The organism is Methylovorus sp. MM2 (assembly GCF_001648895.1).
Classification (GTDB): Bacteria; Pseudomonadota; Gammaproteobacteria; order Burkholderiales; family Methylophilaceae; genus MM1.
This window is the reverse complement of record NZ_LXUF01000001.1, coordinates 28,640-47,501: the sequence shown is the minus strand read 5'-3', so window position 1 is coordinate 47,501 and position 18,862 is coordinate 28,640. Positions and strand designations below refer to the sequence as shown.

Genomic DNA, 18,862 nt, shown 5'->3' with positions numbered 1-18,862 from the left:
TCATGAGTGAATCAAGCATAAACAATAGTAACCCTGTGACACTCAGTGCCTATATTGAGGGCATAGGCTTGATTGGACCGAGCTTTAATGACTGGCCCTCGAGCCAGCCTTTGCTCACTGGCAAGCAGCCTTACCAGCCCAGCAAGACAGTATTGCCACCGCCTCTGCTCTTGCCAGCAGCAGAAAGAAGGCGCAGCAGTGACATCATCAAGCTGAGTCTGGCGATCATGGTAGAAGCTATGAATGCAGCTGAAGTAGATGCAGCCAGTCTACCCAGCGTGTTTACTTTATCCAATGGTGATGGGTATAACTGCCATGCCATCAACGCAATGCTGGCTTCTGATGACCGGCAAATTTCGCCCACGCGTTTTCATAACTCAGTGCATAACGCTGCCGCTGGCTATTGCAGCATCGCCACAGGCGCCATGACTCCATCTTCCGTACTCTGCGCGCACGATGCCAGCTTTGGTGCTGGCCTGCTGGAGGCCATGAGTCAGGTGAATGTGGATCAAACACGCTGCGTACTAGTGGCCACTGATACCAATTACCCAGAGCCTATGTATAGCGTGCGCAAGATTTACGATTCGCTGGGCATTGCACTGGTGCTAGCGCCAGAACCTAGTCCGCAAACACTCGCGAAGATCACACTTAGCATCACCGATGCCGTTGCAGATCAATTGCCAGACGCGGCTTTAGAAGCCATTAGGCTGTCTATTCCGGCTGCACGCGGTCTGCCTTTGCTAGCGGCCATCGCTTTGGGAAAACCAGTGAGCGTGGTGTTGGACTACTTGGATGACAGCCGACTGGCATTGACGGTAGAACCGATAGAAAGGCAACCATGCTAGACCACGCCTGGATTGCCAGCCATATTCCGCATCAGGGCACTATGTGCCTGTTGGAGAGCGTAAGCAGCTGGGATGGCGATCATATTCAATGCACAGCTAACAGCCATCGACTCGCTGACAACCCCTTGCGTGCCCATAACCAGTTGGGTGCTGCATGCGGCATCGAATATGCAGCACAGGCCATGGCGGTGCATGGTGCTTTGCTGGCCCCAGTTGATAGCGTTGCGCCGCGAGTTGGTTATCTGGTTAGTATCAGGGGTACGCAATTGCATGTACCGCGCTTGGATACCATTGCTGCTGACCTTGAGGTGACAGCTAGTTGCATCACGCGCAATGAAAACAATATCCTGTACCAATTCAACATCAGTGCCGATGGCAAATTGCTGCTGGATGGTCGCGCCACGGTTGTCGTGAATGCCAATTCACTAGTATCAAATTTTGGAGAAATAGCATGAAAAAAGCACTGGTGACTGGCGGTAGCGGTGGAATAGGCGCTGCAATCTGTCGTCGCCTTGCGGCAGACGGCTACCATGTTTACATCCATGCCAACCATGGCTTGCAAACCGCTCAGCAACTCGCTGAAGATATTTGCCAGCAGGGCGGTAGTGCCTCAGCCTTGAGTTTCGATGTAACCGATAGCGCGGCAGTTAGCGCAGCCCTGATGCCCTTGATTGAAGATCAGCCTATCCAGGTATTGGTCAACAACGCTGGTATTCATGATGATGCCGTTATGCCTGGCATGCGTCCTGAGCAATGGCATCGCGTTATCGATGTTTCGCTGAATGGATTTTTCAATGTGACCCAACCCCTGTTGATGCCGATGATTCATAGTCGCTGGGGTCGCATTATCAATGTTTCGTCTATTTCTGGCATCACTGGCAATCGTGGCCAGGTCAATTATTCTGCTGCCAAAGGCGCGCTCAATGCAGCAACCAAATCACTTTCGCAGGAAGTCGCCAGTCGTGGCATTACGGTAAATGCAGTAGCACCAGGGATTATTGAGACGGAAATGAGTAAAGAGACATTTCCAGCGGAGCAGATTGCCCGCATGGTGCCGATGAAACGTGCTGGCACGCCACAAGAAGTGGCTGATCTTATCGGGTTTCTGGCTTCAGAACAGGCGGCTTATATTTCTGGACAGGTTATTTCCATCAATGGCGGCATGATTTAGCAAGTTCTTAATAGCCTAGTTTTCGCGTCAAATTGGTTTTTCAACCCGCGCGGATGAACGGGCCTGTAGACGCCGTAATATTAACAATGGCAAGCGCAATAGAAAGCCTACAAGCAAGCGGCTATGCATCCAGGTCAGCAGGATGTTGTCACGTAAATAACGGAAATGCGAAACGCCGCCTTCATCTTTGCGGAAATATAAAACTGGCGCTGAGATATTGATTGGCTTTACGCCATACCAACACAGGCGGACGACCGCTTCGGGATCAAAATCGAAATGACGCATCCAGCGGTGCTTGTGCATCACTTCACACAAGGGCGCAATCGGGTAAATCCTGAAACCGAATAGCGAATCGCCTATACCTGCCCACAAAGTTTCTACATTGGCCCACCAGTTGGATAACTGCCGACCTTTAACCCTGATTATCGGTGCGCTGGCATCAAACAGCGGCATGCCTAATATCATGGATTGTGGTTGGCTAATCGATTTCGCCATGAATGCAGGGATCAGGTCTGCTGGGTGCTGGCCATCCGAATCCATGGTTAGCGCGTGTGTAAAACCTTCAGCTTGGGCGATTTCAAAACCATGCAATACAGCGGCACCTTTGCCTTGGTTCTGTTCCAAATGAATGATGCGCAAGCCAGTATCTTCTGCCGCCATGGCTTTAAGTTTTTCGACGGAATCATCTGTGCTGCCATCGATCACTACCCAAACAGGACTCCAGTATTGGCGCGCAGCACGCACGGTTTCAAAAACCTTGATACCGGGGTTATAGCTGGGAATCAGGACGAGATGGCTAGTAGATACAGTGGTCATGGGCTGATGTCCTGATGATAAGTTGGAGCGTAAGTGAGGTCGTGGCTCAAAGAACCAGCAGGAAGAAATGCCGAGCCCTGAATAAGCTCATGAGAAAAATAATGCTCAAGCTCCGCTATGAAGCGCTGCGTATTTTCTGGTGGATCAAAACGTTTGCCGAGGCGAACTTTGTAGTGCAGCGGCAAGGTAGGTTTGCGAAATAATGGCCAGCCCTTGCTTAAATAAGCTGAATTGGTTTCGATCAAGACAGTTTGTACTGGCACTTGCGCCTGATGTGCGATCAGGGCAATGCTGCCTTTGAACGGATTGATGGGAGAGTGAGTAGTGCGTGTGCCTTCAGGAAATAACAACAAATGCTGACCATGTTTAAAATCCTGAATTGCCAGCGCCACCATTTTGCGTATCGACTCATTGGGAATGTAATGGGCAAAACGTGCGCCAGCACCCAAGAAAACATTGTTCATCAGTTCAGCCTTGATCACGCATGAAACATTCGGTAAGCGTGAGATCACCATCACGGCATCAAGCAGGCTAGGGTGATTGGGGGCGATAATCATAGGTGGCTGATCGCGTAAAGCATCCAGCGCGCTGAGGTCAAAATTGCAGCGGCGTGAAAGGCTCAGGCTGGCAAGATACGTGTGAAACCCTTGCATGATGACCTTGCGGCCCAGTGAGCGAGAAATATGTGTGGGTAATAAGGGATAAAGCACTGTGGCAATGATGGTCCAACCCAAGCACAGCAGGCCGAGCCAGATTAAGCCCAGATAAAGCACAAGATAGTCGTAGACGACAATCAGCCCTGACTCAAGCATATTGCTCTTCCGGCAAACGTATCGTGCTAGCCGCAGTTGCTTCAATCTCAACCAAAAGATCTGTACGGCAAATATCGGCCTGTAGAAAAACCGCCTTGAACGAACGACCAAGCACATGCTCCATTTCGGCCCTTATCGCAGGCAGGTCAGTCGGGTGGCGCACATAAACTCGGTACAATAAGTCGGTCATGTTGAATTCACCAAGGCCGACTTTTTTGTTGGCCTCCTGAATCACGATCTCTATATTGGCCAGAGTTTCGCGAGTTTGCGCTACAGCATCCAAATGATGTTTTGTTTCATGTCCGACAATGCTGGCTGTACCGGAAATAAACAGTAATTTCTGTGGCGATAACGTTTGATCAGTGTCTGCTACCTTTTGTGTCCCATCACTTAGCAAGACGAGATTAGCCCGCGAAAAACTGGGGCTACGAGGACCATACTGCTGTGGATATTGATAGGCACTTATTTGCCTAGGATTTTCAATTGCTAACGTCGGTGAGCGACCAGCCATAAAAGCGACCGTCAACGAGCCGTTTGCTGTTCCTAGTGCACAAGCGGCTGGTAGATTACCCGTCAATTCACGCCCGCTAGCAACAAATGCATTCTGTCGACCTATATTAAATTGTCGATAGCGTTCGAGCGCTTCATCATTGTCAGCACCATCGCTACCAATTGCATCGACCCCATTAATATCGGCTAAGTAATTCCAGAAGCGGAAGATATAGCGATAACCACAGGTTTCAAGCAACGAAAATATCTGCATGAATGCAGATTCCGTCATTTGCTCCAGCGCTGAAGTCTGTGGCATAAGCAACACACCAAACAGTGTATTTTCGTCGTAGCTATACTGAATCAAACCGCGTTGTTCATAGGTCACGCTGCTATCACTGATCCATATCTCACATGCTGAAGCCGCGCCTTCTAATACAGGCATCTCCACATCGGCAAAAGGAAAGTTTGTTATTTTAGGGTGAGCTGTATCTGAGGCATTAGAGAAACCAATGCCACCTAATACATGATTTTTCCATTCATCAGGTTGAAGGGAAAGTGATGCGGAGGATAAGTGAATGCTATACAAAATATTTTTGAATCAATGCCTTGGTTTATATAGGGTGCACGCTATTGCAAATACAGTCGGCATCTTAATGCATTCTTGCAAAAGGATTTAGTCAATTCTAACAATAGTCTTTTAGGGGAAAAAATGATGTAGGACGATGCTTAACTTTAGGTAGGAAATATAACCTAATTACGCGCAGTTATTATGTTGATGAACTAGCGGGAGCTTAATATTTTCTTTGAATAATACTTCAATACATTACTGCAGTATCGACATACGATTTGTATAACTATTTATGCTGGCAATATTAATTTATAATTCTTATCATTATTGATGCAGGGAATTGATATGACGCTGAGCGAATTACGATTTATCGTGGCGGTGGCTAAAGAGCGTAATTTTCGCAGAGCTGCTGAAAAGTCATTCGTCAGTCAGCCAGCATTGAGTTTGGCAGTTAAAAAACTTGAAGATGAGCTCGGTGTACAAATATTTGAGCGTAGCCATAGCGATATCGCGATGACACCTATAGGCGAACAGATCGTTGAGCAGGCTATCAAAGCGCTTGAAGAAGCAAACCGTGTAAAAGAAATCGCGAAACAAGGTAGTAATCAGCTCATCGGACCACTGAAGTTAGGGGTGATTTATTCCGTTGGCCCTTACCTATTACCGGAGATCATTCCAACTTTGCGGCAAACTGCACCAGAGATGCCGTTAGACGTAGAAGAAAATCTAACCGCTCATCTAGAGGTACAGTTAAGGAATGGCATCATTGATGTCGCTATCATTGCCCTGCCTTTTGATGCGCCAGCAATCAAGCTTATGCCGCTTTATGATGAATCTTTCGTCGTGGTTGTGCCAAGTACCCACCCTTGGGCAGAACGCGCGTCTATCAGCCCGCAAGAGCTGTCTACAGATTCGGAAAAAGTATTGTTACTGAATAGCGGCCATTGTTTCAGTAATCAGGTGATGGAGGCTTGCCCGGATCTTTCACGTAAAGGTGAGGTTCTGCAAGGTAACTCATTGGAAACCATACGCAATATGGTAGCCTCGAATTTAGGCATAACAGTCTTACCCGCCAGTGCCGCGATCGAGCGCTACCAGAATCCTTTGATTAAGGTCATTCCATTCTCCGAACCAGTGCCAAGCAGGCGAATTGCCTTGGCATGGCGTAAGAGTTATAGTCGGGCAGGGGCTATTGATAAATTAGCGGACGCTATCCGACAAGTAAAATCTGCGTCTATTCAGGTGTTGACTTAAAAGGTGTTGATTCAGTAAGTAACGAAGACTCGATAACCCGAAACCGGGGTGTCGGTGGCTATCAATGAAAGCTTGATATGTACTTCTTCCCCAGCAGGGATGCCATCGTTGATTTTCGTACCTGCTACAAGATACTCATTCGGCTTGAAAGTGCGGCGCAGTAAGGGCTTATCGTTAGCATCTGTCAACGTAAGTTCAAGTAATGGGTAAGACATCGCGAATTCAGCATTGTTGATCAGTGTGCTCGAAAGATGAATAACGCCTGCATGCTCTGCATCTTCTTGCAGGTTCGAGTCATCCACTAGTAATAATGTCGCATCTTTCGGTAATTCGATCTTGCAACCTAGATGACCACAGGCACTTACCAGATAGGGTTTCAGCACTGGAAATTTAAGTGCAATAGGTGATCTGAGATAATAAGTGGCTTGTGCCAAGCTGGCCAAGATCAAAAGCCCGATCAATAAAGCCAATACACTCTTGGGGACTTTACGTTGTGCGTTGGTGCTATGGAGTTTATTCTTTGGCGCCGCGTCGAGGAAGCTTTTGGGTGCTTTGGCTGCATTATTCTTAACAGAGGCTTCATCAATGATTGCAGGCGAGTCCTCAGGAGCTGGTGTTTCGGCTACTTCTTCAATGATATCTGCTGGTTGCTGTGCCTCTGGCTCAATTTCTTTAGCCAAGGCTGGTTCAACAAAGACTGGTTCCGAACTCTCAGGCTCAATTAATACTTCTTCATAAATATCAATATCTTGAGAGGGCTCATCTGCAATGATGGCGTCTTCAACGTCATGCGCTGTGATTTCTGGCTCAATGATGACAAACGGTTCATCAATAGGCAGTTCTTTATCGGTACTAACTTCAGCCGATGGTTCTTGAGTGGTTTCAGATGAAATATCTGAAGGTAGGCTCTCTTCGACTTCAGGAAGAGCAGATGCTACAGGTAGGGGTAAATCAGGCGTTTGCGCTAATTTATCAAGCGCGTTAAAAACCAGATCGCACTTACCGCAACGGACATCACCACGATGCGCAGAAAGGTGTTCCGGCTTAACGTGAAAGCTGGTCGCACATTCTGGGCAAGTGGTGATTAGGCTCATCTTTTTTTACCTGTGAGTAACACCCAGCTATCCATATAGACCGGAGGGTGCATATCAAACCATTCCGCATATATCGCTGAAACCTGCGCTGTCTGTTCTTTTAAGATACCAGAAAGCGCAATCTCGCCGCCAAGTTTACAGGCATTTGCCAAAGCTGGCGCTAAAACCGATAGCGCGCTTGATAAGATATTAGCGACAACCAGATCGAATCGCGCTTCATCAAATTGAGCTTTCGGCTGTTGATTCGGCAGATAGAATTTCGCATCTACCTGATTTTGTTCTGCATTGTATGTGCTGGATAAGATCGCCTGCTCATCGATATCAACACCAATGACTTCAACTGCACCAAGTTTTTTTGCAGCAATGGCTAGAATACCGGAACCACAGCCATAATCGAGTATGGTGTGCTCTGGCTTTACATGATCTGCCAGCCAAGCTAAGCAAAGATGCGTTGTGGGGTGACTACCCGTACCGAATGCCAAGCCCGGATCAAGGATGATATTAAGTGCATCAGGATTAGGAGCGCTATGCCATGAAGGCACGATCCAAAGATCATCACGAATGCGGATAGGGTCGAATTGCGACTGCGTGGCGCGTACCCAATCCTGTTCTTCTATGATCTCAGTCGTGTATTGCAGATCATCAAGGCCGGTAATTTGGCCTAATGACTGCATCACATCATTCACTACGATATTTTCGTCGAATAAGGCACTGACCACGTTTTGTTGCCAGATGCCGGGTGGTGGATCACCTGGCTCACCAAAGATAGGCTGTTCGTCAGGCGTTTCAGCATTGGCATCTTCGATGATGGCAGATAACGCGCCGATATCCATTAACGAATCGCTAATCAGATCCGCCGTATTATCTTTTGCCTCGATTTTTAGCGATAACCAAGCCATTATCGTGTCAGCATCAGCATTATTTCGAGCTGATGCCTAGTTTATGTTCCAGATAATGGATGCTTGTCTCGCCAAGGTGGAATGCTGCATCGTTCATCAGGTCAATATGCAACGGCACATTGGTTTTGATGCCTTCAACCACCATCTCAGATAAAGCGATGCGCATACGGGCAATCGCCTGATCGCGTGTATCGCCATAAGTGATCAGTTTGCCAATCATTGAGTCGTAGTGTGGCGGAACTGTATAGCCTGAGTAGGCATGTGTATCAACGCGTACGCCAGGGCCACCAGGCATATGGAATGTAGACAAACGACCCGGAGAAGGCACGAAAGTATACGGATCTTCCGCATTGATACGGCATTCGATCGCATGACCACGGAAGTGGATATCCTTTTGGCGGAATGGCAACTTCTCACCAGCGGCGATCAGGATTTGCTGTTGAACGATATCAATACCGGTAATCAGTTCGGTGACAGGGTGCTCAACCTGAACACGCGTATTCATCTCAATGAAGTAGAACTCATTGTTTTCGTATAGAAACTCAAAAGTACCAGCACCACGATAATTGATACGACGACATGCATCCGCACAACGCTCACCGATTTTATCGCGCAATTTAGCGCTGATCCCCGGTGCTGGTGCCTCTTCCAATACCTTTTGATGACGGCGCTGCATAGAGCAATCGCGTTCACCAAGATAGACAGCATTACCATGCTGGTCGGCAAGAATCTGGATCTCAATATGGCGTGGTTGCTCGAGGAATTTCTCCATATACACCATTGGATTACCGAAAGCCGTTTGCGCCTCTGTCTTTGTCATGCTCACAGATGTGAGTAAGGCCGCTTCTGTATGCACCACGCGCATGCCTCGTCCACCACCACCACCAGCAGCTTTGATAATGACGGGGTAGCCGATTTGTTTGGCCGTCTTCAAGATCACTTCAGGGTCATCAGGCAATGCTCCCTCAGAACCCGGCACGCAAGGGACGCCTGCTTTCTTCATCGTGTCTTTCGCACTGACTTTATCGCCCATGAGGCGAATCGTTTCAGCACGCGGGCCGATGAACACAAAGCCGCTTTGCTCTACACGCTCAGCAAAGTCTGCATTTTCAGAGAGAAAGCCATAACCAGGATGAATGGCTTCAGCATCGGTCACTTCTGCAGCACTGATCACCGCAGGAATATTCAGGTAACTTTGGCTTGAGGGTGCAGGCCCGATACAGACAGACTCATCCGCCAGTTTTACATATTTTGCTTCACGGTCAGCTTCTGAGTGAACGGCTACCGTCTTGATACCAAGCTCACGGCATGCACGCTGCACGCGTAGCGCTATTTCGCCTCTGTTAGCAATGAGGATTTTCTCAAACATAAAAACCTCTTAGCCAATAATAAATAGGGGTTCGCCGTATTCGACGGGCTGGCCGTTTTCAACAAGGATAGCCTTGATGACACCGCTGTGATCTGACTCGATCTCGTTGAGTAGCTTCATCGCCTCGACGATACACAAAGTATCACCAACGCTTACAGTACTACCGATATCAATAAAGGACTTTGCTTCTGGCGATGGTGAGCGGTAGAACGTACCGACCATTGGTGATTTCACAACATGGCCTTCAATCGCCGCTGGTGCAGCGGCTTCAACGGCAGCAACTGGCGCGGCAGCGGCAGGTGCTGGTTGTTGCATATAAGGTTGCGCATAATGCATGGTGCCTTGTGGCATAGGCATATTACGGCTAATACGTACTTTTTCTTCGCCCTCTGTTAGCTCCAGCTCAGAAATGCCAGACTCTTCGACCAAATCAATCAGTTTTTTTAATTTACGTAAATCCATGGATAACCTCTAATTAAATCGTATGTGTGTTTAATGCGGAATTATTATTGTTATTTGCTATTTAAATAATCAATTGCGTAATCAAGGGCCAGTGAATAGCCTTTAGCACCTAAGCCACTGATCACACCAACGGCGATATCCGTGAAATACGAGTGATGCCGGAAAGGCTCACGTGCATATACATTGGATAAATGAACTTCAATAAAAGGAATCTTGACCGCTGCAAATGCATCACGCAATGCTACTGACGTATGCGTAAACGCGGCCGGGTTGATGATCACGAAATCAACAGCGCCTACTTGCGCATGTATTTTGCTGATTAGCTCTGATTCAGCGTTACTTTGAAATGTTTCTAACTGAATACCGGCTTTTTCTGCCTGTTTATACAGATGCTCATTAATACCATCCAAAGTATCTTTGCCATAGTGCTCAGGTTCGCGAATACCTAATAAATTAAGGTTCGGACCATGGAGCACCAGAACGGATTTTGAGTGATTAACAACCATATTGAGCGGTTTTTTGTGACCAACGGCAAAATTTCATGCCTGCAAGTTTGCCGCAATTAGGGGGATATTGTCCAGTAAATTAACGAAATTTAGCGAATTTAACTGTTTTTGATAGCAGTATTTTCGTTGGTTGAAGATGGCGCGATGAGCGATTTTATAACAGGTTCGATTAGCCCGCGGTTGATGCGGCCAATGTAGGTTTTTACGATTTTACCATTTCTATCGATAATGACAGTATAGGGGACGGCACCTTTATCATTGCCCAGATCGATACTTAACTCTCTTGCCTTTTCATCAGCCGCCAATAGTGGATAGCTGACGGAGGTCTTTTGGGAGAACTCACGGATTTTCTCGACATCATCCATGGCGATTCCCAGTACTACCAAGCCTTGCTTCTCATAATCCTGATACAGGGATGACAAGTCTGGCATTTCTTCGCGACAGGGAGAACACCAGCTTGCCCAGAAATTGACGACAGTGATCTTGCCCTGCCATTGTTTTAGTGGCTGTTGCTTGCCTGTTGCATCAGGAATCGAACCAGCAAAAAATGTAGCGGTTGATAATGATGTGATAGATGAAGTGTCGCTATCGCGTATCAAAGGGGTAGGGTCATCAGATATGGTCATATATCTAATACCCGAGCCTATGATCATCAGGAAGATGACAAGCAGTATGAATCTGATTCTTTTATGCATACTTATAAGGCGAGTTTGTTGAGCGTTAGCAGAAATTGATCTGCATTTTGGTAACCAATGACTTTGGCATCGGTTATCTCATTGCCCGATGATGCAAAGAACACAATGCCTGGCGGGCCGAATAGCCCAAATCTTTTGAGCATGGCGACGTCTTCTTCAGCGTTCTGTGTCACATCTGCCTGTAAAAGTGTCACGTTTTTAAGTGCAGTTTTGACTCTGGGGTCACTAAAGGTGAATTGTTCAAGCTCTTTGCAAGCCACGCACCAGTCAGCATAAAAATCGAGCATGACGATTTGATTGGGTGATGCCTTGATCGCGGCCTCTAATTCAGCCAGATTTTTTACACGCTGAAAAGGTAATGCATCTTGTGGAGCGCTACCTAATTTAAGCCCAGCTAGTGGTTGTAGCGGAGATTTTGCGCCAGAAACTGCCCCTGTGACCATTGCGATGCCGAGGAGGAGCATGATGATGGCAACCCCCTTCCATAGCTTTGCCCACTTACTAGCATCCGTCGGCAGGCTATCCAAGGCATGCATATAGATGGCTGGAATAATTAGCAGTGCTGCCCAGAGCAATAGTTGAACCCCGTTAGGGATAATGGGTGTTATCAGCCAGATTGCAACGGCTAGCATGACTACACCAAAGAACTGGCGCATGCTCTCCATCCATGCACCTGCTTTTGGTAATAAGCTTCCAGCAGACGCTCCTATTAGCAATAGTGGAACACCCATGCCTAACGACAATGTGAATAGCGCGATACCGCCTAGTATGACGTTATGCGTCTGGCTGATATAAAGTAGGATGCCCGCTAAAGGCGCCACAACGCACGGGCTGACGACTAGCGCCGAGAATATACCCATAATGAATACGCCGATAAAACGCCCGCCTTTGAAACGGCTTGCAACATTAAGTACACGGTTCTCGATCGATTGCGGTAGTTTGAGCTCGTAGAAGCCAAACATAGAGAGCGAGAGCAACACAAACAGTAAGGCCATACCGCCTAGCGCCCATGGTGTTTGCAGTGTATTACTCAGCAATTTTCCGGATAACCCTGCGGCGATGCCTGCAAGCGTATAGGTGACCGCCATGCCAAGGGTGTAAGCGAGCGATAGATTGAATGTGTGCAGCTTGCTCGTTTGTTGATGGTGCGATCTTTTATCGCCGATGATGATGCCCGACAGGATAGGGATCATAGGTAACACACAGGGCGACAGAGATAAGAGCAAACCAAAACCAAAGAACCCTACCGCTACTAGCCAGAATTTTCCGCTTTTAAGTAAAGAGGCAATCGGGTCGTCATTTGCTGATGAAAGACTGGTGCTATCAAGCGGTATATCTAGGATCTTTTTAATCGGCGCGTAGCAAAGGCCTTTTTCACTACACCCTTGATAGGTTGCAATCAAGGTGATCGTCTCAGGAGGCTGACTAGCAAAAGCTAGTTTAAGACTCGCCTCAATGTCATGGTGGAATACTTCTGTTTCGCCAAAAGTCGCGTCTTGCTTCATCTCGCCATGCGGCAATTCGGTGCTTACCGTAGCATTTTGAGGTGATTTGACCTCAAACTTGATACGATCACGATATAAATAATGGCCGGGTGCAATGATAAATAGCGCATCTAGCGTATCAGCATTTTTTGCAGTGATATCCAGTTTGAATGCCTGATCCGGTTCAAGGATGGCAGTATCTTCACTGCTACCCAGAAAAGAGCTCTTGCTGCTTGAGCTAAAACCAGCCATGGCGATGTTATTCGAGAGCGTGAATAGCAAAAGGCATGCGGCTAATAAAGCGCGAAATGTATACAGCAGTGATTTAGACAATGGTAATTTCAAGCAGAAGTTTCCTTAACGAGCCAAGCCAAATATTCAGCCAGACCACCGTCGATTGAGACATGGATGATTTCCGGAAGTTCGTAGGGGTGCTGTTGGCGAATCGCCCGCTCTAGCGCATCGTATTGTAACGAAGTCGATTTGATGAATAAAGAAATCTCAGTTGTGCGTTCTACCTTGCCTTGCCATTGGTAGATAGAGGTACAGGGTGCCATGATGTTCACACAAGCCGCTAGGCGCTCCTCGACCAAATAGCTTGCTAGTTTCTCTGCACTTGCAGTGTCTGGCAGATTGGTTAAAACTAGAATAGGGGTTGCTGGTGTTGTCATTGATGGATTCGTAAGTCTAAGCAGGTTTACTATTGGCAATGTCTTAAAATGATAGAAAGCCTTGAAAAAAGGCAGAACAGCGTCATCTTAATCAAAACAGCACGGATGTAACGTATGCCATTATTTTTTCTGTTAGTGATTCTACTCGTTTTCCCGGTACTGGAGATATGGTTGTTGGTCGAACTCGGCCATCGCTACGGGGCAGGCTTACTGGTCTATCTGGTATTGATCGCCATCTTGGGTTGGCGTTTGATACAGGATGAGAAATCATTGATTATAGGTCGCCTGGCACAAACGGTCATGCAGGGTGGTACACCTGTCAAAGCAATATTCGGTAGCGCAAAGAACCTGATTGCGGGTATTTTGCTGATTATTCCTGGGGTATTGAGCGATATTCTGGCTGCCATTCTATTATTGATACCAAGCCCTAAGCCAATCTCTGGCAATCCCAAAGCAACCTCCAGAAAAGCCGCCAATGATGATGTGATCGAGGGTGAGTACCGTCGTGAAGATTAGCCGCTATGATTTCAAAAACCGGCATGTGATAAAATTCACGAAAAAATTCCTTAGTTAATCAATATCCTATGTGTCATCAAGTCATCATTCAGCCGAGCGGACATGAGTTCTCTGTGGTCGCAGACGATACGATTCTCGATGCTGCGATTCTCGCCGGGCTTAATCTGCCATATGGCTGCCGCAACGGTGCTTGTGGGGCCTGCAAAGGGAAAGTGCTTGAGGGGCAGGTTGACCATGGTTCACATCAATCAAGCGCTCTGATTCAAGCAGAGAAAGACATGGGGTTGGCCTTATTCTGCTGCGCTAAACCGCTGACTGATCTGGTGATCGAATGTCGTGAGGTCAGTGCAACCAATGGCATACGTCCCCGCATCATGCCGACACGTGTACAGAAACTGGAAAAGCTGGCCCCTGATGTCATGGTGCTTTCAATGAAGTTGCCGAGCAACGAGCGTTTGCAATTCCTGCCGGGTCAATACATCGAGTTCCTGCTCAAAGACGGCAAGCGCCGTGCTTTTTCATTGGCGAATGCGCCGCATGATGACGAATTCCTTCAGCTACATTTACGTTTAGTCCCGAATGGTCACTTCACTCAGTATGTTTTCAATGAGATGCAGGAAAAGACCATCTTGCGTATTGAAGGGCCTTTTGGTGGTTTTTACCTAAGGGAGGAGAGTGATAAACCTATTATTTTCGTCGCGGGTGGGACGGGGTTTGCACCAATCAAAAGTATCATCGAGCACATGTTGCATCATGACATAAAGCGCAAGATTATCTTGTATTGGGGGGTGAGGGCAGCGGAAGACTTGTATATGCCAGATTTGCCTCAAGCATGGCAGGCGTTGCATAGTCATGTGCGTTTTGTTCCGGTGTTATCAGAGCCTAAAGATACTGATCAATGGCAAGGCAGGACAGGTTTAGTGCACCAAGCTGTATTGGATGATTTTGAGCGTTTGAGCGATTACGAGGTTTATTGTTGTGGCGCGCCACAGATGGTAGATATTGCCCGTAGTACTTTTGCGCAAAAGGGCTTGGATGCCGATGCTTTCTTTGCGGATGCGTTTACTTTTTCTACTTAAATGTTAAGTGGCGTCTTGCAAGAATTGCGTGCTGGCACGGTAGTGTTGATATGCAGCTTCTTTTTCTCCACGCGTTTCCAGTAACTTGGCAAGTGCAAGATGCGCCGTTGCGCTTGGTGTCACACTCAGACTAGCCTCAAAATAGCTTTGTGCTTTGCCCCAAAGGTTGAGAGAGGCGCACATTTTGCCCAGCGATAGCAGAAGGTTGGCATCGTCTTCATGGTTTTGCAGCCAATATTCAGCTTGTTCCAGTTGTTTGTTTGGATGATCAGTTAGACATTCGCCCAATAAACCCGCTAGTTTGGTATCCCAGCCTTTAGTCAGACTTTTACCCAGTATTTCTGCAGCTTGGGCAGGTGATTTGGCTTGAATGAACGTCTGCGCGGCAAGGTAAGCCAAGCGACTGTTCAATCGGTCTTCTTCCGGTAGTTTTTTCCAGTAAGTCGTCAGGGTCGCCAAGTCATCAGCATAGAGTTTGATCGATTGATAATGTGCCTGCTGGCGCATCTCTCTCAGTAACCAGGATTCGATAGCGTCGATCTTCTCAAGCTGTTGCAGGATATTCAGCACCTGCTCCCAGTGACCAAGATGTATTTCTACTTTGAGTAGCAAATGCAATGCTGGTGGATGTCTGGGTTCTATCTTCTCGAGTTTCTGTAATATATTGAGTGCATGGCTATATAAACGGTCATCCAGAAACAGCTCAGCTTGTGTCAATAGGCGCGCGATGGTCTCTTGCGGCGCTAGGCGTTCTGCTTCTGCAAGATAATAGTCACGTTGGCTTTTTTGCTTAAGTTTGTGTGAGGCACGGGCGGCTACAAGTGCGCTAAGGCCTACACTCTCTCCAAGATCCAAAGCGCGCGTGGCTGACTTCACAGCTGCTTGATAATGGCCTTCGCCCAATGCGTGTAAGGCTTCTTTAAGCGCGTTGCGCCCGTTCTTCAGACGTTGTGCTTCTTTATATGTACGTACACTTGAAGGTAGTCGTTGCGTGTAATTAACTAAGCGCAGGCCTAGATGTAAGGATACGAATACCAATACGATCAAAACCAATAAGAAGTTTAGAGATAGTTCGATCCGATAAGGCGGCCGAACGATGAGCACATAGCCTTCATTGCTGCCTGCAATCAAAGAAACACCGATCGTCAAGGCAATGATGAATAGGATCCAGAATAACCACCGCATGGTTATCGTGCTCCGGAAGATTTGGTTTTAGGCTCGCGATTGTTACTGCTGGCGCGTTCCAGCGTAAGTTTGTATTTACTTACCAAGCCCAAACTCTCGCTGATCTCAGGGACATTCAGCACAATATCGTTCGCTAATAATTGCTTGATGGTCAGCAAGGCATTCTGAGTGGCGACTTCACGTGTATCAAAATGGGCTTTTAGCCACTTATCGGTCGCTTCCAGATCAGCACGGTAAGTGGCTTCATCATGTTGCAGCAAGGCGATGCGTGCGGTGAGGATGCGTAACTTGATGTTCTCACGCAGGAAGAAATCCTGATCAGGCGATAATAAAGGCGGTTCGCGTCTATCAATACGTTCGATACGAATCATGGTTTTGAGGTCGTGCCATATCTCTTGGACTAAACGATGCCAAGCTGTTGTTTGCTCGGGCGTAGTAGGTATTACGGTTTTCCCCGGATGACGTTCGCTCACTAAGGGCAAATCATCGACTGTTTCTGCAAGCCTTTCCATGCGCAGGCTCATGCCGATGATATCAATCAGTGGTAGATTTTGCAGGCGTTGGATATCTTGGGATATCGCTTTACGTAATTGGATGACGGGCACAGAATCCAGTTGCTGTAAGCGTGAATCTGCTGTTTGTAAGGCGAGTAAGGCAGGTTTGATATTGCCTGCTAGTTGTAGCTGCTGGTTAGCGATGATGAGTAACTGTTCGACCTCGGCGATGACGCGTTCTTCGCGATTATTGGCTAGCTCAATATATAGCGTTTGTAATGCTTCTTGCTGATCAAGTGACTCAGCAAGTTTCTGGTCTAGTATGCTGGTATGGGCCGCAACTTCTGTGCTGCGTTCGTCCGCATTCTTTGCTAACGCAAGGCTTTGCTGGTTATTGGCATTGAATTGCTCTAGCCGTTTGGTGAGGTCTTTTTCTTGCTGATTAAAATTGTGGCGCGCGTTGACGCTTTGCCAGATAACAGCAAGTAGTGCGATCACCGCAATTAATAAGGCTGTTTTTGGGAAAAAAGACAGTTTGCGTCTATCAGATACGACTTGTTCGTCCTGCATGGCTTGCGCATCACCGTCTAGCAGTTCTTCTACAGAAGCAGCAGAGGTGTCTTTTCCCGTATTTTCTTCAACAGGTGGCTTATTCGGTTCAGTCATTGTCTGATGTGCGTGTTAATTCTGTTAAGTATTTGAATGTGTCGCGGCTTCAATCAGGCATTGCAGCATTGCAGCATCACCCGATGCCTCTGCGATCATTACCTTGAGCCCTGTTTCGAGCGGTAATTCAGCGATGCGTGCGTGATTTACGCATAGCGTAACATTTTTAATCCAATCTGCCTCACCCTGCCCGGCAATATCGAGCAAATGACGCATGGCTTCACTGCTTGTGACCACAATAGCCTGTAATTGTTTATTCTGCCATAAACCAGATAAAACATCGGCATTGGTTTGAGGGTTGATGCGCTGATAACATTCAGCAAAATCTACGGTTGCACCACGTGATCTTAGTGTATTGGCGAGAATCTCACGACCGCCGATACCACGAAAGATTATGATGCGTTTTGCGTTTACTTTTAGCATTGCAGGCAAAGCCAATAGCGATTCACTATCGAAACGATTTTCGGGGGTCAGAATATCCTGCACACCAAACTTTTGTAGTTCTGATGCGGTGGTCGGGCCAATCGCGGCAAATTGGAGTGTGGGAGGAATCTTCTTCAAATGCGTTAATAAACGTGGCATACCTTGATTCACAGCATTGCTGCTGATGAATATCGCTAGATCATAATTATCGAGCGTAAGAAGCTTTTGATCAAAATCGTCGTAATCATCCAATGACACGATCTCAATCAAAGGGAAAGAGATCGTTTGTCCGCCATGTGATTTGATGAGATCACAAAGTTTTGTCGATTGCGCTATCGGGCGTGTGACAGCAACATGAAAGCCGCTTAAGGTCGATTCAGGCATTGTCCGCTAATGCCGCGAGTATGCGATCAGCGCCGCGCGCAATCAGTTGTTTAGCAAGCTGTTGGCCTAATAATTCAGGCGATTTTGGTGAGCCTGTTACTTCTTCGCGCAAAATTTCATTGCCATTGATGCTGGCAACAAAGCCTTTCATGACGATTTCATCACCTTGATATTTGGCATAAGCACCTAATGGTACTTGGCAGCTGCCCGCCAGTGCACGGCTCATTCCGCGCTCTGCTTCGACACATGCGGCGGTTTCAGCATGGTTCAATGGCGCAAGTACGGCCACCATATCTTGCCTTGTCGCATTGATCTCTATTCCCAATGCGCCTTGACCTACTGCAGGGATGCTGTGTTCGATGGAGATACGTTGCTTGATGCGAGATTCTAGCCCTAACCTGATCAATCCAGCGGCCGCTAGGATAATGGCGGCATATTGGCCTTCATCCAATTTGCGCAAGCGTGTTTGAAGATTACCGCGTAACGATTCGATCTTTAAATGCGGTAATCGGGCTTGTAATTGGCTTTGTCTGCGTAAGCTCGATGTGCCTACGATACTGCCTTTTGGCAGGTCTTCAAGTGTAGCGAAATCGTTAGAGACAAATGCATCGCGCGGGTCTTCGCGCTCACCGATTGCGGCTAATGCGAACCCTTCTGGCAGATGCATCGGTACATCTTTCATCGAGTGCACTGCTAGGTCTGCTCGACCATCAGCCAGTGCCTGCTCCAACTCTTTTACAAACAAGCCTTTGCCGCCGATCTTTGCTAATGGAGAATCTAAAATCTGGTCGCCAGTGGTGGTCATACCAAGAATCTCGATCAATGTGTCTGGATAGAGTGCTTGCAGTTTGGCTTGAATATGGGCTGCCTGCCACAAAGCCAAAGCGCTTTCGCGTGAGGCGATAACGAGTTTTTTGGGCGGGATAAAATCGAGAGGCTTGCTCATGCGATGCAATTCTATGGTTTGGTAAATGAGG

The 18,862-nt window shown here is 47.4% G+C and carries 21 protein-coding genes; 6 read left to right on the top strand and 15 right to left on the bottom strand.

Annotated elements, in window-relative coordinates:
• The first annotated feature begins 2 nt into the window (after window positions 1-2).
• The 3 genes from A7981_RS00250 to fabG are packed head-to-tail and all read left to right on the top strand — an operon-like array spanning window position 3 to window position 2,016.
• Window positions 3-845: a beta-ketoacyl synthase chain length factor gene (locus tag A7981_RS00250; protein ID WP_067262369.1), complete on the top strand. Its 843-nt coding sequence runs from the start codon at window positions 3-5 to the stop codon at window positions 843-845.
• Window positions 839-1,300, top strand: a complete 462-nt coding sequence (locus tag A7981_RS00245) for a 3-hydroxylacyl-ACP dehydratase (protein WP_067262366.1) — start codon at window positions 839-841, stop codon at window positions 1,298-1,300. Before A7981_RS00250 ends, A7981_RS00245 begins: the two co-directional genes overlap by 7 nt.
• Entirely contained in the window at window positions 1,297-2,016 is a 720-nt protein-coding gene (fabG, locus tag A7981_RS00240; RefSeq protein WP_067262364.1) for a 3-oxoacyl-ACP reductase FabG, read from the top strand. Before A7981_RS00245 ends, fabG begins: the two co-directional genes overlap by 4 nt.
• Window positions 2,017-2,043: 27 nt before the next feature.
• On the opposite strand, the gene A7981_RS00235 is transcribed toward fabG, so the two are convergent.
• Genes A7981_RS00235 through A7981_RS00225 form a run of 3 tightly spaced genes read right to left on the bottom strand, consistent with a single transcriptional unit; the run spans window position 2,044 to window position 4,722 of the window.
• Window positions 2,044-2,832, bottom strand: a complete 789-nt coding sequence (locus A7981_RS00235; protein WP_067262361.1) for a glycosyltransferase family 2 protein — start codon at window positions 2,830-2,832, stop codon at window positions 2,044-2,046.
• Entirely contained in the window at window positions 2,829-3,644 is an 816-nt protein-coding gene (locus A7981_RS00230) for a 1-acyl-sn-glycerol-3-phosphate acyltransferase (protein ID WP_067262358.1), read from the bottom strand. Before A7981_RS00230 ends, A7981_RS00235 begins: the two co-directional genes overlap by 4 nt.
• Entirely contained in the window at window positions 3,637-4,722 is a 1,086-nt protein-coding gene (locus A7981_RS00225; protein ID WP_254258452.1) for a hypothetical protein, read from the bottom strand. Before A7981_RS00225 ends, A7981_RS00230 begins: the two co-directional genes overlap by 8 nt.
• 327 nt (window positions 4,723-5,049) lie before the next feature.
• On the opposite strand from A7981_RS00225, the gene A7981_RS00220 reads away from it, so the two are divergent.
• Window positions 5,050-5,958 carry a hydrogen peroxide-inducible genes activator gene (locus A7981_RS00220; protein WP_067262355.1) on the top strand — a complete coding sequence of 303 codons (909 nt, stop codon included), beginning with the start codon at window positions 5,050-5,052 and terminating at the stop codon, window positions 5,956-5,958.
• An 11-nt stretch (window positions 5,959-5,969) separates the two neighbouring features.
• Here the strand turns inward: A7981_RS00220 and A7981_RS00215 are convergent, their stop codons facing one another.
• The 8 genes from A7981_RS00215 to cutA all read right to left on the bottom strand — a co-directional run bounded on the left by A7981_RS00215 (window position 5,970) and on the right by cutA (window position 13,138).
• Entirely contained in the window at window positions 5,970-7,052 is a 1,083-nt protein-coding gene (locus tag A7981_RS00215; protein ID WP_067262352.1) for a zinc-ribbon and DUF3426 domain-containing protein, read from the bottom strand.
• A complete protein-coding gene (prmA, locus tag A7981_RS00210; RefSeq protein WP_067262349.1) occupies window positions 7,049-7,951 on the bottom strand; it encodes a 50S ribosomal protein L11 methyltransferase in 903 nt (300 codons plus the stop codon). The genes A7981_RS00215 and prmA overlap by 4 nt, the downstream gene beginning before the upstream one ends.
• 19 nt (window positions 7,952-7,970) lie before the next feature.
• Complete coding sequence (accC, locus tag A7981_RS00205) at window positions 7,971-9,320, bottom strand: acetyl-CoA carboxylase biotin carboxylase subunit (RefSeq protein ID WP_067262348.1); 1,350 nt, start codon at window positions 9,318-9,320, stop codon at window positions 7,971-7,973.
• A gap of 9 nt (window positions 9,321-9,329) precedes the next feature.
• Complete coding sequence (gene accB, locus A7981_RS00200) at window positions 9,330-9,782, bottom strand: acetyl-CoA carboxylase biotin carboxyl carrier protein (protein WP_067262344.1); 453 nt, start codon at window positions 9,780-9,782, stop codon at window positions 9,330-9,332.
• Window positions 9,783-9,832: 50 nt separating this feature from the next.
• Window positions 9,833-10,288, bottom strand: coding sequence for a type II 3-dehydroquinate dehydratase (gene aroQ, locus A7981_RS00195; protein WP_067262342.1), 456 nt, complete (start codon window positions 10,286-10,288; stop codon window positions 9,833-9,835).
• Window positions 10,289-10,386: 98 nt separating this feature from the next.
• Window positions 10,387-10,914 (bottom strand): TlpA disulfide reductase family protein, encoded by a 528-nt coding sequence (locus A7981_RS00190; RefSeq protein ID WP_165595525.1) that lies wholly within the window; start codon window positions 10,912-10,914, stop codon window positions 10,387-10,389.
• A gap of 71 nt (window positions 10,915-10,985) precedes the next feature.
• Complete coding sequence (gene dsbD, locus A7981_RS00185) at window positions 10,986-12,812, bottom strand: protein-disulfide reductase DsbD (protein WP_256365538.1); 1,827 nt, start codon at window positions 12,810-12,812, stop codon at window positions 10,986-10,988.
• Window positions 12,809-13,138: a divalent-cation tolerance protein CutA gene (cutA, locus tag A7981_RS00180; protein ID WP_067262340.1), complete on the bottom strand. Its 330-nt coding sequence runs from the start codon at window positions 13,136-13,138 to the stop codon at window positions 12,809-12,811. Before cutA ends, dsbD begins: the two co-directional genes overlap by 4 nt.
• 114 nt (window positions 13,139-13,252) lie before the next feature.
• Between cutA and A7981_RS00175 the strand changes: the two genes are divergently transcribed.
• Together A7981_RS00175 and A7981_RS00170 are read left to right on the top strand one after the other, a co-directional pair.
• Window positions 13,253-13,654, top strand: a complete 402-nt coding sequence (locus A7981_RS00175) for an FxsA family protein (protein WP_067262338.1) — start codon at window positions 13,253-13,255, stop codon at window positions 13,652-13,654.
• Between the two features lie 68 nt (window positions 13,655-13,722).
• Window positions 13,723-14,733: a CDP-6-deoxy-delta-3,4-glucoseen reductase gene (locus tag A7981_RS00170; protein WP_067262333.1), complete on the top strand. Its 1,011-nt coding sequence runs from the start codon at window positions 13,723-13,725 to the stop codon at window positions 14,731-14,733.
• A 3-nt stretch (window positions 14,734-14,736) separates the two neighbouring features.
• Here the strand turns inward: A7981_RS00170 and A7981_RS00165 are convergent, their stop codons facing one another.
• The 4 genes from A7981_RS00165 to hemC are packed head-to-tail and all read right to left on the bottom strand — an operon-like array spanning window position 14,737 to window position 18,831.
• Window positions 14,737-15,918, bottom strand: a complete 1,182-nt coding sequence (locus A7981_RS00165) for a heme biosynthesis HemY N-terminal domain-containing protein (protein WP_067262330.1) — start codon at window positions 15,916-15,918, stop codon at window positions 14,737-14,739.
• A gap of 2 nt (window positions 15,919-15,920) precedes the next feature.
• Window positions 15,921-17,078, bottom strand: coding sequence for a uroporphyrinogen-III C-methyltransferase (locus A7981_RS00160; RefSeq protein ID WP_254258450.1), 1,158 nt, complete (start codon window positions 17,076-17,078; stop codon window positions 15,921-15,923).
• Between the two features lie 24 nt (window positions 17,079-17,102).
• Window positions 17,103-17,885 (bottom strand): uroporphyrinogen-III synthase, encoded by a 783-nt coding sequence (locus A7981_RS00155; RefSeq protein ID WP_067262327.1) that lies wholly within the window; start codon window positions 17,883-17,885, stop codon window positions 17,103-17,105.
• Window positions 17,878-18,831, bottom strand: coding sequence for a hydroxymethylbilane synthase (gene hemC / locus A7981_RS00150; protein WP_067262324.1), 954 nt, complete (start codon window positions 18,829-18,831; stop codon window positions 17,878-17,880). The genes A7981_RS00155 and hemC overlap by 8 nt, the downstream gene beginning before the upstream one ends.
• Window positions 18,832-18,862 lie beyond the last annotated feature (31 nt).